The organism is Phormidesmis priestleyi ULC007, from assembly GCF_001895925.1.
Lineage (GTDB): Bacteria > Cyanobacteriota > Cyanobacteriia > Leptolyngbyales > Leptolyngbyaceae > Phormidesmis_A > Phormidesmis_A priestleyi_A.
In genome coordinates this window covers 26,960-40,900 of record NZ_MPPI01000016.1, presented here as the reverse complement: position 1 = coordinate 40,900, position 13,941 = coordinate 26,960, and the positions used below count along the sequence as shown (strand labels likewise).

At 49.4% G+C, this 13,941-nt stretch carries 10 protein-coding genes; 4 read left to right on the top strand and 6 right to left on the bottom strand.

All coding sequences use genetic code 11. The features are described 5' to 3' along the window. Nucleotides 1-16: 16 nt before the first annotated feature. From BRW63_RS15035 to BRW63_RS15020, 4 genes are all read left to right on the top strand, one after another. Nucleotides 17-331 (top strand): DUF433 domain-containing protein, encoded by a 315-nt coding sequence (locus tag BRW63_RS15035; protein WP_073072451.1) that lies wholly within the window; start codon nucleotides 17-19, stop codon nucleotides 329-331. Nucleotides 332-448: 117 nt separating this feature from the next. Then, entirely contained in the window at nucleotides 449-1,798 is a 1,350-nt protein-coding gene (locus BRW63_RS15030) for an ATP-binding protein (protein ID WP_073072450.1), read from the top strand. A gap of 1 nt (nucleotide 1,799) precedes the next feature. Next, nucleotides 1,800-3,167: a tetratricopeptide repeat protein gene (locus BRW63_RS15025; RefSeq protein ID WP_073072449.1), complete on the top strand. Its 1,368-nt coding sequence runs from the start codon at nucleotides 1,800-1,802 to the stop codon at nucleotides 3,165-3,167. Nucleotides 3,168-3,240: 73 nt separating this feature from the next. Continuing rightward, the gene (locus BRW63_RS15020; RefSeq protein WP_073072448.1) at nucleotides 3,241-5,073 is read left to right on the top strand and encodes an ABC transporter ATP-binding protein; all 1,833 of its coding nucleotides are present in this window, start codon (nucleotides 3,241-3,243) and stop codon (nucleotides 5,071-5,073) included. A 278-nt stretch (nucleotides 5,074-5,351) separates the two neighbouring features. Here the strand turns inward: BRW63_RS15020 and BRW63_RS15015 are convergent, their stop codons facing one another. From BRW63_RS15015 to BRW63_RS14990, 6 genes are all read right to left on the bottom strand, one after another. Continuing rightward, the gene (locus BRW63_RS15015) at nucleotides 5,352-5,837 is read right to left on the bottom strand and encodes a gluconokinase (RefSeq protein ID WP_073072447.1); all 486 of its coding nucleotides are present in this window, start codon (nucleotides 5,835-5,837) and stop codon (nucleotides 5,352-5,354) included. Nucleotides 5,838-5,889: 52 nt separating this feature from the next. Then, nucleotides 5,890-6,435 carry a DUF3455 domain-containing protein gene (locus BRW63_RS15010; RefSeq protein WP_073072446.1) on the bottom strand — a complete coding sequence of 182 codons (546 nt, stop codon included), beginning with the start codon at nucleotides 6,433-6,435 and terminating at the stop codon, nucleotides 5,890-5,892. A 13-nt stretch (nucleotides 6,436-6,448) separates the two neighbouring features. Beyond that, a complete protein-coding gene (locus BRW63_RS15005; RefSeq protein ID WP_073072445.1) occupies nucleotides 6,449-6,733 on the bottom strand; it encodes a Mo-dependent nitrogenase C-terminal domain-containing protein in 285 nt (94 codons plus the stop codon). 422 nt (nucleotides 6,734-7,155) lie between these two features. After that, the gene (locus BRW63_RS15000) at nucleotides 7,156-10,083 is read right to left on the bottom strand and encodes an NHLP bacteriocin export ABC transporter permease/ATPase subunit (RefSeq protein WP_073072444.1); all 2,928 of its coding nucleotides are present in this window, start codon (nucleotides 10,081-10,083) and stop codon (nucleotides 7,156-7,158) included. Next, complete coding sequence (locus BRW63_RS14995; protein ID WP_083582968.1) at nucleotides 10,077-12,332, bottom strand: NHLP family bacteriocin export ABC transporter peptidase/permease/ATPase subunit; 2,256 nt, start codon at nucleotides 12,330-12,332, stop codon at nucleotides 10,077-10,079. Before BRW63_RS14995 ends, BRW63_RS15000 begins: the two co-directional genes overlap by 7 nt. Before the next feature lie 2 nt (nucleotides 12,333-12,334). Continuing rightward, the gene (locus BRW63_RS14990) at nucleotides 12,335-13,777 is read right to left on the bottom strand and encodes an NHLP bacteriocin system secretion protein (RefSeq protein WP_073072443.1); all 1,443 of its coding nucleotides are present in this window, start codon (nucleotides 13,775-13,777) and stop codon (nucleotides 12,335-12,337) included. Between the last annotated feature and the right edge of the window lie 164 nt (nucleotides 13,778-13,941).

Sequence of the window (13,941 nt, the reverse complement as noted above, 5' to 3'; positions counted from 1 at the left end):
CAATCGCAATTTGCTTATGCTGCTCCCCATCTCCTATCCCCATTTAGAAAAAAGCGGCGATCGCCCCGCCCATCTCAAACGATTACCTCGGATTCGGGTCGCCCAGATAGTCATGGACTATCTCACTCATGGTTGGTCGGTTGATGAAATCTGTCATCAGCACCCTTACCTTCACCCTGCCGAAGCTCATGCTGCCATGACCTATTACTTCGATCATCCGGCTGAAATCGAAACAGAAATCCAACAGGAATTTTTACAAGTCCAGCAACTTCGCACGAACGCAACTCCTTCTCGCTTCCTGGCTCGGATACGGGCTGAGGGACGATTATAAACCTGTCGGTAGACACGAGTTTTCAAGGATGGGAAAATACCCACGCCAGCGCAGTAGAACCACTGCATAGGCTTTACGTGGGACAATGAAACCGAAGTGCCGCTTTAGGTTCGTTGCATGACCGCCAGCCCAGATTTTTGGAAAAAGCTTTACACCGCCTTCGATCCTTTTCGACCACTACCTGCGAATGATCCGGCTTGGGTCGATTGTGCATCGGTGCGGGGCGAGGAAGATATTTTGGCGGGGCTGGGGTTGGAGATTGCCCGATCGGAAAAAGTCACCTGTCAACTCTATGCCGGACATCGGGGTGCGGGCAAATCTACCGAATTATTGCGACTTCAGGATCACCTACAGCGCCAAGGCTTTCGGGTGGTTTATTTTGCCGCCGATGATGGTGATTTAGAACCGGAAAACACCCAATACAGCGATATTTTGCTAGCCTGTGCCCGACAGTTGATCAGCAAACTGCGATCGCAGCCCGGTCAAGATGACAAGTTTCGGGAGTGGGTGAATCGTCTGCTAAGAGATCTGCGAGATTTGGGGGTGACGGAGTTATCGCTAGATGAGTTGAGTTATGAAACACCGGAGACACCGCTGGGGAAAGTCTCTACCACGATCAAAACCAATGTCAGCAAGCAGCAAGTGATTCGCCGTCAGGTGGAACAACAGGCAGAATCATTGATTGACATTTTGAATGACTTTATTGGGAGTGCCTTGGGCGATCGCAAGCCTCAGGATCTCGTCCTGATTGTGGATAATCTCGATCGCATCATCGAGCGCTCTGACGGTGAAAATCAGCCAAGCAATTATGAACAAATTTTTGTCAACCACAGCGATCAACTGCGGGCGCTCAACTGTCATGTGATTTACACGGTGCCGATTTCTTTGGCATATTCGGTGCATCTGACGGCAATGGAAGAGCGCTATAAGCCCGTGGAGGTGCTGCCGATGGTGATGCTCAAAACCCCAGACGGGGAGATTAGTGAAATCGGGATGGCAACGCTGAAGGAATTGATTCGCCAACGGTTTCGGTTTGCCCACATGGAGGGGGAATTGGAGGCGGCGTTTGAGTCGATCGAGGCGTTGAATAAGCTGTGTGAAATGAGTGGCGGGCACGTTCGCAACTTGATGAATTTGATGAAGGCGGCGTTGCAGAACACGCGGGAGTTGCCGATTTCGACGCGATCGGTGCAGCGGGCAATTTCGGAGTTGCGCGATACCTATCGGAAAGTGATTGATGGGCACGAGTGGGAGGCGTTGGTGCGGGTGTCTCAAGATAAGCTGATTACCGAGAATGATGATCAATTTCGCAGTTTGCTGTTTCGACGCTGCATTTTAGAATATCGCTACATTGATGGAGAGGGCGAGGTGCAGGTTTGGCATGATGTGCATCCGCTGGTGCGGGGGTTGGATGGCTTTAAGCGGGCATTAGACCGATATGAAGGGGGAGCCAGTAGAAGTGAGTGAAATGGGTGCGACGACGGAGATCGATTGGGATGCGGATGTGGTTGCTGATCCCGAAGAGTCGTATCAGTCTCTGGTGCGATCGCTCCAGCGCACGGAAGGGTTTAGCTTATTTTTTGTCCGCTGTGTACCGGGCGATCAGGCAGATTTGGTGCAGCGGCTCCAGGCGGATTTGCCAGCGTTGCTCATGCAGCGGTTGGAGCTAAAAGAAGAATTGGTCGATGGCAACTTATACCAACGGGTGGCGACGTTGCCCAATCTCCAATCCATTAACGTGCTGTTTATTTCTGGGTTAGAAAAGTCTTTAGACCCCTATGTCAAGTCGGGCTATGGCGGTCAGGGCGACTACTACAAGCTTGACACTGTGCCGCGCGTGTTGGGGCATCTAAATTTGCAGCGAGAGCGCTTTCGCGATGATTTTTCGTTTTGTTTTGTGTTCTTTCTGAACGCCTTTGGCATTAAATACATTGCGCGTCGTGCGCCGGACTTCTTTGACTGGCGATCGGGCATCTTTGAGTTTGTCCCCGATTCCGAAACCGTCGGCAAACTGACGCAGGAACTCCAGGGAGATTATGATGAATACCTCGCATGGAGTCATACCCAGCGGCTCGATCGCATCCGGGACATTCAAGCCATTTTGGAGGAGGATCAGCAGACCCCAGATCAACAAGCCAGTTTGTGGATTGAAAAAGGCAATATCCTCTCGGCTGATCGAAACTATGAAGCGGCGATCACCAGCTATGACAAAGCCCTGGAATTCAAACCGGACTATCACGAAGCCTGGAACAACCGTGGCAATGCGTTGTCTGACTTAGGGCGTAAGGAGGAAGCGATCACCAGCTATGACAAAGCCCTGGAATTCAAACCGGACTATCACGAAGCCTGGTACAGCCGCGGCAATGCGCTGTCTGCCTTAGGACGCAAAGAGGAGGCGATCACCAGCTATGACAAAGCCCTAGAATTCAAACCGGACTATCACGAAGCCTGGAACAACCGCGGCAATGCGCTGTCTGCCTTAGGACACAAAGAGGAGGCGATCACCAGCTATGACAAAGCCCTAGAATTCAAACCGGACTATCACGAAGCTTGGTACAACTGCGGCAATGCGCTGTCTGCCTTAGGACGCAAAGAGGAGGCGATCACCAGCTATGACAAAGCCCTGGAATTCAAACCGGACTATCACGAAGCCTGGTACAACAAAGCCTGCTTTTATGGATTGCAGAAGAATGTTGATTTAGCCATTGCCACCTTACAACAAGCCATTAACCTAGATTCCGAGTACCGAGAGATGGCAAAGACAGACTCAGATTTTGATGGCATTCGGCAAGACGATCGATTCCGATCGCTCCTCAACCCCAATTTCGCCTCATAGCTAGGCAACCCTACAAAGCAGACGACTCAAAGGAAAGATGCGATTCATTCGCCCTGAACGTTATCGTTGAATAATGAATCAGACATCACCTATAAAACGCTATCTGCGGAGCGTTTCTCAATCCCTCTCGATTTTTCAATATTGCGGACGCGCGATCGCCCTGGTTTGGAGTACCGATCGTCGGCTCACTCTATTTCTGGCATTCCTCACGCTGATTGCAGGATTATTACCTGCGGTCGTCGCCTATGTGGGAAAACTGATTGTCGATAGCGTGGTCATCGCATCCCAATCAAAGCTTCCAGCCGATCAGTGGACTGCTCTAAAATATCTAGGATTAGAAGCCTTGGTTGTCGCAATTCTGGCAGGCAGCAAACAAGGATTAGCCCTGTGTCAATCGCTGTTGCGGGTTTTATTGGGGCAAAAAGTCAACGTGCTGATCTTAGATAAAGCCTTGACGCTCGACCTCGCTCACTTCGAGGATTCAGAATTTTATGACAAGATGACGCGGGCGAGACGAGAAGCCTCTAGCCGTCCGCTCAGTCTCGTGGGGCGCACCTTTGGATTGGTGCAAGACAGCCTGACGCTGATCACCTATGGCGGTCTGCTGATTCATTTTTCGGTATGGGCGGTGCTGGTTTTAATGGTGGCGGCTGTTCCGGCATTTGTTGCCGAGACGCGCTTTGCAGGTGAAGCCTTTCGGCTATTTCGCTGGCGCACTCCCGAAAGCCGCGAACAAAATTATCTAGAGTTTTTGATCGCCAATGAAGCCCCCGCCATGGAGGTCAAGCTCTATCAACTAGGGCAGACGTTGCTCGATCGCTACAACACAATCTTCAATCGACTCTACAGCGAAGACCGCAACCTCACCATCCGTCGCGGCATCTGGAGTTATCTGCTCAGTCTCGTTAGCACTGCCGCGTTTTATCTCGCCTATATTTGGATCGTAGTCGAAACCATTGTCGGTGCCATTACCCTCGGTGAGTTGACGATGTATCTCGTCGTGTTTCGCCAAGGTCAAAATGCGTTTGCGTCGATTCTCAGCGCGATCGGCGGAATGTATGAAGACAGCCTCTATCTCTCTAACTTGTATGAGTTTTTAGAACAAGAGATTCCTCAACCGCAAGGCTATGCCGATCGCGGCACCAGTCCGGGTGATGGCTTGCGCTTTGAGAATGTCTCCTTTCAATATCCCGGCAGCGAACAACTCGCGCTCAATCACGTCTCATTCCATCTCAAGCCCGGAGAAAAGCTAGCGATCGTCGGTGAAAATGGTTCCGGCAAAACAACGCTGATTAAACTGCTGACCCGACTCTACACGCCCAATTCTGGACGCATCTTACTCGACGGGTTGGACTTGCAACTGTGGAATTTAGAGATATTGCAGCAGCGCATCGGCGTGATTTTTCAGAACTTTATGCAATATCAGTTCAAAGTTGGTGAAAACGTGGGCGTTGGCGATGTCAAATATTTAGAAGATCACGATCGCTGGATTGAGGCGGCGGAAAAAGGCAACGCGCTGCCCTTCATCGAGCAGATGCCCGAAGGCTTTGAAACGCGCTTAGGTCGCTGGTTTAAGAGCGGTCGCGAACTCTCTGGTGGACAGTGGCAAAAGATCGCTCTCTCCCGCGCCTTTATGCGAACCAGAGCCGACATTCTCGTGTTAGACGAGCCAACCTCGGCAATGGATGCCGAATCGGAAGTGCAAATCTTCGATCGCTTTCGCGAGATGACCTCAAACCAGATGGCGATTCTGATTTCTCACCGCTTCTCAACCGTTCGCATGGCAGACCGAATTTTGGTGCTGTCAATGGGCAAAGTGTTAGAGCAGGGAAGCCACGAAGATTTGGTCAAAGCTGAGGGACGATACGCCCATTTGTTTGCCCTGCAAGCTGCTGGATATCAGTAGCCTAATTAACGTCAGTTCGACGAGTTTTTTCGCTTCGTCAAGAGCGGCTTCAGCCCCCTAAATCCCCCATTCTGAGCGACTTTGAGCCAAGACTCCAGTTTCAAAGTCCCCAAACTTGGGGGATTTAGGGGGCTACCCGAATTCACAACCGGAGCGAACCACTTTTATCGAACTGACGTTAATGAGTGACACCAATTTGATTTGCGAATGCGACAGATTCGCATTGTAGGGGCATGGCACGGCGTGCCCCGGCGGATTGAACCGATCAATCACAATTGCTAAATCTTCAACGTAGATCGAATGGTCTTCACAATCACTTGGGGCGGCTCTGCGATTTCAACCAGCAGTGCATCTAGTGGTTCTTCTAGCGTGTTGAATTGGCTATCTAAAAGCTGTTCTGGCATATAGTGATTGTGTCGTTCTTGCAATCGCTTTTCAATTAACTGATGTGATCCTTTGAGATAAACTAGCTTGATACGATCGTGATCAATCAACAGAAATTGACGATAACTATCTTTTAATGCCGAACACGCCAAAACTACATTCCTATTTTCTTGCAGCCAGCGTTTTAGAGCGGCTTGCAAATCTCGTAACCAGGGCGTTCTATCGGCTTCGGTGAGCGGGATTCCTTGCCGCATTTTCTCGACATTTCCTGGAGAATGGAAATCATCAGCATCGCTAAATTGCCAGTCTAAAGAGGTTGCTAACAGTTTTCCGATCGTGGTTTTGCCAGAGCCAGAAACACCCATTAAGAGAATGATCATTTTTAATCCTGGAGTAGGGACACGATATATTGTGTCCCTACATATTAAAACGTCAGTCTCCATAAAAGAGATAATCAGCCGTATAATTTACTCGAACCTCCCGGTCTTGAAAGGACTCGTCACATCCTTGAGCCGGAGCCTTTCCGCCAATCGTATTCACTCGTTGAATCCAATTAACTGAGCGAAGAATTCCATTGCCCTCGTGCGATCGTGCCTCTAACAACAGCCAGGGAATGGCGCGATCTTGAGGTGCGGCTGTCTTAGATTTTACGATCGCTACCACTTTGCTGCCGTCTTTTGCCTCCCACGTTGGGCCTGCATAATGCTTTGCCAGATATTGCCTTTGCTCATTCACTAAGATGGCATCGGGAGCCTTTAGCGTCCATTCATATTGAGCAGGATAGGGAGTCTTCAGAGTGCAAACATAGATCTGAGAGCCTTTGGCAGAGGCTTTTAAAATCAGTTGTTGACCACTAGGAACGTTTAGATTACTGGGGATAGGAACCGTTTCTGCACCGATGCTCGAAGGACTCGACACAAGCAGGGCAAAAATGAGGCTAACGTTGACTTTGAGTGTTTCAAAAAGAGTAGCTACCATGATCGTTGTTCCTTTAACAATAGAGGGTAATATCTTCACCACAGTGATCAGCTAAGTAAGAGAGAGACTTGAAACGAATTTCAACAATTTGGTCGTAGAAAGGGTTGAGTTTACAGAACGGTGGAATGTGAGCGATCGGGCGATTAAAAAGCTTAATTTCTCGCTCAAAAGGGCAACGAGCCGGAATCATTTTGCACAACAATCGCGCAACTTTGGGATGACAAATCTCGATCGATGAAAGCTGTTGCCGCATGGAAGAGAGTAAGTTGTTATTGTGGGTTGAAGTTAGACAGTTCATAGGTTTACCTTCAATTTGAATAACTTCATCGTAAGGATTACAAACAGAATAAACCTCTGAAAAATGTCATGAATCGACCTCAACGAACTAGGGAGATTCTCTACGACTTTCGTTATCTGATGAGTAGGTTTCTAATGACTTTTGTCATACTGAATTATGCGATGTGAAATAACCCTCACCCTAAACCCCTCTCCTGCGGGAGCTACTGTGTATACACAAGTCTCGATTCGTCATTGCTGAGATCTTCGCCCCCTAAATCCCCCAAAATGGGGGACTTTGAAACTAGAGCCTTAGCTCAAAGTCCCTCACTCGTGGGGGATTTAGGGGGCTGAAAGGACTGGAACGCAGCGACAAAGACTTGTGTGTACGGTATGGGGAGAGTCCCAGGGTGAGGACGAGAAGTTGCACCTTAATAAATGCTCTTAAAGTTTTTGTCGTGCCATCAGTTGGGCAAACAGTCCTGGTTGCTCGGCGAGTTGGTCAAAATTGCCCTCCTGCACCACGCGACCATTCTGAAACACATAAATTCGATCGGCGTTCCGAATGGTGCTGAGACGATGCGCGATCGCAATGCGCGTGACTTTGAGGCGCTCTAAGCTTTGACTGACGATCGCTTGGGTGCGGTTATCTAGTGCGCTAGTGGCTTCGTCAAATAGCAGAATTTTGGGTTTTAAGACGAGCGATCGGGCGATCAATAATCGCTGCCGTTGCCCGCCAGAAAGGTTGGTGCCCCCTTCGCTGATTACCGTGTGCATGCCCATCGGCATCGATTCTACATCTTCAGCAAAGCCAGCCATCCCCGCCCCTTCCCATGCCTCATCCATCGTGATCATGGCTCCACTGGCGATATTCTCAAAGATCGATGCGGAGGTCAATCGGCTATTTTGCATAACCACCCCTAACTGCCGACGCACGGCGTGAACATCCAGACCCGCGAGATCTTGTCCGTCGTAGTAGACAGTGCCCGATTCTGGCGCGTCGAACCCTAGTAGTAATCGGAATAGCGTTGATTTGCCACTTCCCGAAGCGCCTACGAAGGCAATAAACTCGCCCGGTTCAGCGCGGATTGTGACATCATCTAGCGTCAGTGGCCCGTCATCCCGATAGCGAAAAATCACATGATCGACGAGGACTCGACCCGACAGTCTGCCCGGATCTGATTTGTCAGAATCTACTTCGGGTTTGGCTTCTAGAATGGGCTGCGCTCGTTCCCAGAGCGGCACCACTTGCAGAACATCGACGATCGTGCCACTCAAACTGGTGGCTCCACTAATAAAGGTGCCAAATGCGGCGTTAAACGCTAAAAATACACCTGTGGATAATCCTCCCTCTTGTGAGGACGATTGCTGAATTAAGCTCGTTGCGAACCAGAATAGCGTTGCGGTCGTTAATGCAGGCAAGATTTTATTAACCACCGCAAGTACATCTTCAACGCCCTGCGTACTCAACATCCATTTAATTTGTTGACTATATTGTTTTCCCCAAAACGCAAAGGCACGAGATTCAGCCCCAGCGACTCGAAGTTTAGGCACCCCGTTAATCAACTGCACCATCACCCCGAATAGCTGCCCCTGCAATTCTAATAACGGGCGCGTCTTGCGGAGCGTAGACATTCCTGAAAAAAGCGTAACGGAAATGTTAATCAGCGCTACAACGAGTGCGATTAACGCTAATGAAGCGTTGTAGTAAAACAAAAGTCCTAAGTTTAGGAATGCAAACAAGCCAGTAAAAATACTTCTGAGAACGGTGCTGCTGAGTTTTTGACGGATTTGAGTCACCGCGCTCACCCGTGAGTTTAAGTCTCCGATCGAGTACTGGCGAAAAAAGGAAGCTTTTAAGTTGAGCAGCCGATCCCAGACTGCGGCTTGGGTTGAGGCATCGGCAAAGGTTTCGACTCGCATAATCGCAAAACCTTGAGCGAGTTGAAAAAGTGTGCTGCCAAAAGCGGTTGCCAGAAGTGCTAAGGCGATTTGCACTAATAAGCCGCGATCGGCATCTGGAATCGCACTATCAACCAAAATTGCGGTAGCTTGGGGGGTGATCATTCCCAACAATGTTGTTGCAGCACCCGCTGTCAAAACCACCATCAATTCTTTATAGTGTCCTTGCAGGGCAAATTTCAGCAGATCGATCGTCTTGAGAACTTTGTCGGGCAATGGGCGATAGAACGTGTATCCGGTGTTTGCGAGTGTGGCAGCGCTCTTAGCATTAATGGGAATGTGAGTTCTCTTAATTGGGTCGAAGATCTCATAGCGAGTATCTGAGATCGGCAACAGCGCTACTGGATGATTGTCCTCAACTGTGTAAGCGAGCATGGCACCGCAATCTTTTTTCCACCACTGACCTTGCAGCGCGATCGAGCGCATTCGCAGCCGAGAAGCCCGCGCGATCGCTTGCAGCGGATCTTGCACCCGATTCATGTCTTCAGACTTGGCGGGCGGTCGAATCGTCACGCCCAAAACTCGCCCAACAGCACCCGCCGCAATCAGCAAAGCCTGATCAAAATCATTGTCTCCAAGCTGGGCAGATGGGATGGCTTGTTGGGCTTGCAGCAACGAGGCTAACTCACCCAGCGTTTCCTCCATCACCTGATGATTGAGGTGTTGCCGTTGTTGAAATCGCTGTAATTCGTCGCTGGTTTCCTGCTGTTCTAAAAAGTACAGGGTTTGCAGCACATAAACTTGAAGCTGGAAGATGCCCATCAACAAAGTGTTGGGATCTTCTACCTGTTCTGTTGTTAGGGTTTCAAGCTCGATCGTATCTTCGGCTTGAAACCACATATCTGCACTCACGGGCAACAGTCCCGATTGGGGTGTGAGCAACAGTTCCTCAAATCCCATCCAGTTGGCATAGCCGCGCTGGATCTGTACCCACGAGACAAGCTCTCGCTGAGGCTGGAAGATCTGACCATTGGTGAGTGAAAAATAACGCACCCCTTCTTCTTGAAACGGCAGTCCAGGAGGAACGATCGTAGACACCGCTAATCCCAGTTGTTCAACCCATCCGTTGATTAAAGCCAGAGCTTCGCCATTGCCTTCGGCGATAAATTGGCGAAAATCTTTGATCGACACTTTGAGCAGTTCGGTTTCTTCGATTGATACTGCAAAAAGCTGATAGGGCAACGGCTCAAAATCGCTAGAGATCGAGAACAGAGCTTGCCGCGATCGTGTTGTGAACAAATAGCGGCGAGTTCCTTCAGCAACCCCTTCTTTGACGGGCATTGCGAACACTGCTAACGAACCCGATTTCACGACCCAAATCGTCTCCGGGTCATCTAAAATCAGTGGCTCATTGCCTTTAAGTTGATAATACTCTCCGGGCAAGGTGACAATCCGAATCTGATCTAACATGGTTGTTCCTCTTGAAGTGCTCCGCCTTCGCTCTGAATCAATTGCAAATATTTGCCTTCAATTTGCTGCAACTCGTCATGGGTGCCTCGTTGCACTACCTTGCCGCGATCGAAGACAATAATCTCGTCACAATCTCGAATCGTACTCAACCGATGCGCCACGATTACACAGGTGCAGCCGCGCTCTCGGAGTTTTTGATCAATTAGCCTTTCAGCTTCAGAATCGAGGGCGCTAGTTGCTTCATCCATGATCAAAATCGCCGGATTGTTCACCAGGGAACGAGCAATCTCTAAACGCTGTCGCTGTCCGCCACTTAAATTGGTGGCTCCTTCTGCTAGATCAGCGCTGTAGCCTCCGGGTAGCGACAACACGACATCCTGAATGGCGGCATCTTTGCAAGCGCGAACTAAATTGCTAAAGGGAACAGTCGAATCCCATAGCGTCAGATTGTCCCGAACACTTCCAGCAAACAGTGAGATATCTTGTTCAATTAGCGCGATCGAATGGGTAAGAATCGATCGAGGAATCTGGCTTCTCGATCGATCATCAAACAAAATGTCTCCTGACCAGGCTTCATATAAACCACAAATCAGTTTGGCAACTGTTGACTTACCTGAACCACTGCCCCCAACTAATGCGACTCGTTGACCTGGCTTGAGCGACAGACTGAGATTTTCGATTAAGGGCGGCGCAGAGCGATTGTAGCCAAAGGTAATGTTACGAAGTTCGATATAGCCTTGCAGCCGAACATTAGCGGCAGGAAGAGCATCAGACGGCGGGGCGCTGATGGGTTCTTTGACCGCAGGGTCGATCGAGCTACGCAACACATCATCCAGGCGATTGAGATTACCTTCCATTTCTTGAAGTTCACCCGCGAGACCGACGAGATTATTGACAGGCTCTAAAAAGCGCTGCATCAATGCTTGAAACGCAATCAGCATGCCAATACTCAGCACCCCATCCATGACGCGCAGTCCGCCCACAACCAGCAACAGCATGGATGTAATTGAGGTCAAAAACGAGGGCAGTACGCCCAGAGTTTGATTCGTCGTATCCATTTCCTGTCGGGCATTGATCGCTTTGGCGTAGTAGCCTGCCCAGCGGGAAAAGAATTCTGACTCTAGCCCCGATGCCTTCAGCGTTTCCATACTTTGCAGCCCTGAAATCGAGACCCCGCTGACTTTGCCTTGTTCTTGCATTAAACGCAAATTGGCATCGACGCGCTGACGAGAAACCCATCGCCAAACGGTGACGTTTACTATCACAAATGCGATGCCGATCGAGGTCAACACGACATCATATTGCAGCATCACCACAGCATAGAAAACGACGGTAAAGGCGGAGATGGCGGTAGTAGCTAATCGTCCTGACAGCAGATTCGCTAGACTGTCGTTGAGGCGAACTCGGCTACTAATTTCTCCGGCAAATCGCTGATCATAAAAGCTAACTGGAAGTCGTAGAATATGCCATAAGAATCGGCTGGACATGCCCACAGCTAACTTAATTTTCATGCGGCGAAGAAACTGAAGCTGAAGCAAGGTCAGAAATCCACTTAATACGGCTGTGCCTATAATTCCAATGATTAAAGGATGCAACCAATCGTCTCTGCCTTCGATTAATACATTATCGACAAACGCTTGAGAGAATGCTGGAATCGCTAACCCAGGAATCACTAAGAGCAATCCTGCGATTACACAATAGATCAGCGCCCCGATCGAGCTTTCCAATCGATCCCACAACGCGAGAATGAGACTTGGTTTACGTCCTCCTGGCTTAAATTCTGCACCCGGTTCAACAACCAGCACGACTCCAGTAAACGCTTGATCGAACTCTTCTAGCGAAATGGTTTGAGGCCCACTCGCCGGATCGTTGATATAAACTTTGTCTTTGCTAAACCCTTCAACAACTAGGAAATGATTGAAATTCCAAAAGACAATGTAGGGGCAGTTCAGTTTGCGTAGCGCCTCTAACTCGATCTTAAAGCCTTTTGCCTGCAACCCATAGCTACGCGCCGCGCTGAGAATATTAGAGGCTTTGCTGCCGTCTCGTGAAACGCCGCAGGCTTGACGCAACTCAGCTAGAGGAACAATGCGATCGTAATAACCCAACATAATTCCCAGTGCCGCCGCCCCGCATTCTACTGCCTCCATTTGCAAGAGGGTGGGAGTTCGACAGCGACGATCGGGCGGGCTAATCATCTGCCGAATCGGTCTTAATTTACGTCCAATTTGTCCAACAAGAGTTCGCATAATCAGTAAGCTCCACTCCACGATCGCAGAATCGGAAAGACAAACGAAATCGGAGATTGTTCATCGATTTTGACGCGCACTGAGGTCGTCGTACCTGGTGTGACTTGGGTTTCGGGACCCTTAGATGAAGACCAACGAAAATGGCTCTTTGTCGAAGCGTCAGGTTGAAGCTCTGCAAAAACTTGAATTTGTGGCTCTTTAGTGAGCAGGCTCTGCAAGACTTCAGTTCCGCCGACCACGCTCGCTGCACCCTCTTTTGTCACCGGAAACTCAGATATATTCGTGACGGTTGCCACAATGCCCCCAAAGCGTTCTCGTTTGACCGTAGACGGGGTAACTTGTAGCTCCATTCCCTTCTGAATCTTTTTGCCCTCACTGACTGGGAAAAATGCCACCCCGACCAATTTATTTGAGGAGTCTTGAGCTTCGATCGTGCCCATTCGTCCTCCTTCTTCGAGTGTTTGTCCTAAAACGGCGACAACCTCTAACACTCGCCCATCAAAATTACTTTTTACCTGGCTTTTGCCTTTTAATTGTGATTGCAGTTGTACGATCGTTCGCTCTGTGTCTTGAATTTCTTTTTTACGGTTCGTTGCAATGGCTAAATCTTGTTCTGCTTGACCTGCGAGTTTTGTGTCTAGTGTTGCTAACTGAGCTTGCAAATCTTTGGTTGCATTGACGTTCTCTAAAAATTGTCGTTGAGCATCAGCTTCTTTGACATCAAGCTGTTTCTGTTCCGATTGAATTTCGTTGATTTTAGTTTGGCTGTTAAGAAATTCTTGCTGTGCCTGAAGCACGCTATCACTCGACACAGCACCCTCTTGGCGTAGCTGCTGCCGCAACTCAAATCGCTGTTTGAAGGTCGGTAAAAGATCTCGCGTCGTCTGCAATCGTTGCTCTAAGTTCTGCCGCTCTTGCCGAATTGAATTAAGACCTTTATCTCTAATAATTGGTGTGACGGATTGAGTTGTCTCTAAACTTTGCTGGAGTGCCTGACGCTGTTGTTGCAAGGCACCCTTATCTAAGACTGTTCGCTGGAGTTGCAGTGAATTTGCAACGCGATCTTGCTCTTGCAGTTGAACCATTTTGGCACGAGCTAGGTCTAACTTTTCTTGCAGTTCAGTCTGGTCGATCGTGGCAATCACCTGCCCTTTTTTCACCTGATCACCCGGACGAATATTCAGAGTGAGAATCTTCCCAGAACTGGGAGACTGAAACGCCGTCACCTTGCTAGGATAAACAACGACACCCTGCCCTGTAACAGTAATGGGAATGCGACCGAAAACGCTCCAGGTCAGCCCAACCGCAATCAAAGATCCCATCGCCGCTAACGGAATCCACTTCTTAGGCTGAACAATTTGCATCAGTTGATCGAGTCGCTCTGGAGACGACAAGCGATCGAGGGCTTCTTTTCGGAATAGGTTGTTCTTGTTGATCGTGACCATACTGACTCCATTCAATTGTCGAAATTTACATGCGATCGGGGTGCGGCATCGGGGTGCCCCCTTGGTGTCAACTTGAGTTCAAATCGTGGTGATGCCTGGCTTGTCGCCCTCATCCCCAACCCTTCTCCCCGTGGGAGAAGGGAGCCAGATTCAAAGTCCCTCTC

Bases quoted from the DNA above. Each gene is read 5' to 3' on its own strand.
- BRW63_RS15000 (WP_073072444.1), bottom strand. From the start codon at position 10,083: ATGTTAGATCAGATTCGGATTGTCACCTTGCCCGGAGAGTATTATCAA.
- BRW63_RS15030 (WP_073072450.1), top strand. From the start codon at position 449: ATGACCGCCAGCCCAGATTTTTGGAAAAAGCTTTACACCGCCTTCGAT.
- BRW63_RS15010 (WP_073072446.1), bottom strand. From the start codon at position 6,435: ATGGTAGCTACTCTTTTTGAAACACTCAAAGTCAACGTTAGCCTCATT.
- BRW63_RS15015 (WP_073072447.1), bottom strand. From the start codon at position 5,837: ATGATCATTCTCTTAATGGGTGTTTCTGGCTCTGGCAAAACCACGATC.
- BRW63_RS15035 (WP_073072451.1), top strand. From the start codon at position 17: ATGCTGCTCCCCATCTCCTATCCCCATTTAGAAAAAAGCGGCGATCGC.
- BRW63_RS15025 (WP_073072449.1), top strand. From the start codon at position 1,800: ATGGGTGCGACGACGGAGATCGATTGGGATGCGGATGTGGTTGCTGAT.
- BRW63_RS15005 (WP_073072445.1), bottom strand. From the start codon at position 6,733: ATGAACTGTCTAACTTCAACCCACAATAACAACTTACTCTCTTCCATG.
- BRW63_RS15020 (WP_073072448.1), top strand. From the start codon at position 3,241: ATGAATCAGACATCACCTATAAAACGCTATCTGCGGAGCGTTTCTCAA.
- BRW63_RS14990 (WP_073072443.1), bottom strand. From the start codon at position 13,777: ATGGTCACGATCAACAAGAACAACCTATTCCGAAAAGAAGCCCTCGAT.
- BRW63_RS14995 (WP_083582968.1), bottom strand. From the start codon at position 12,332: ATGCGAACTCTTGTTGGACAAATTGGACGTAAATTAAGACCGATTCGG.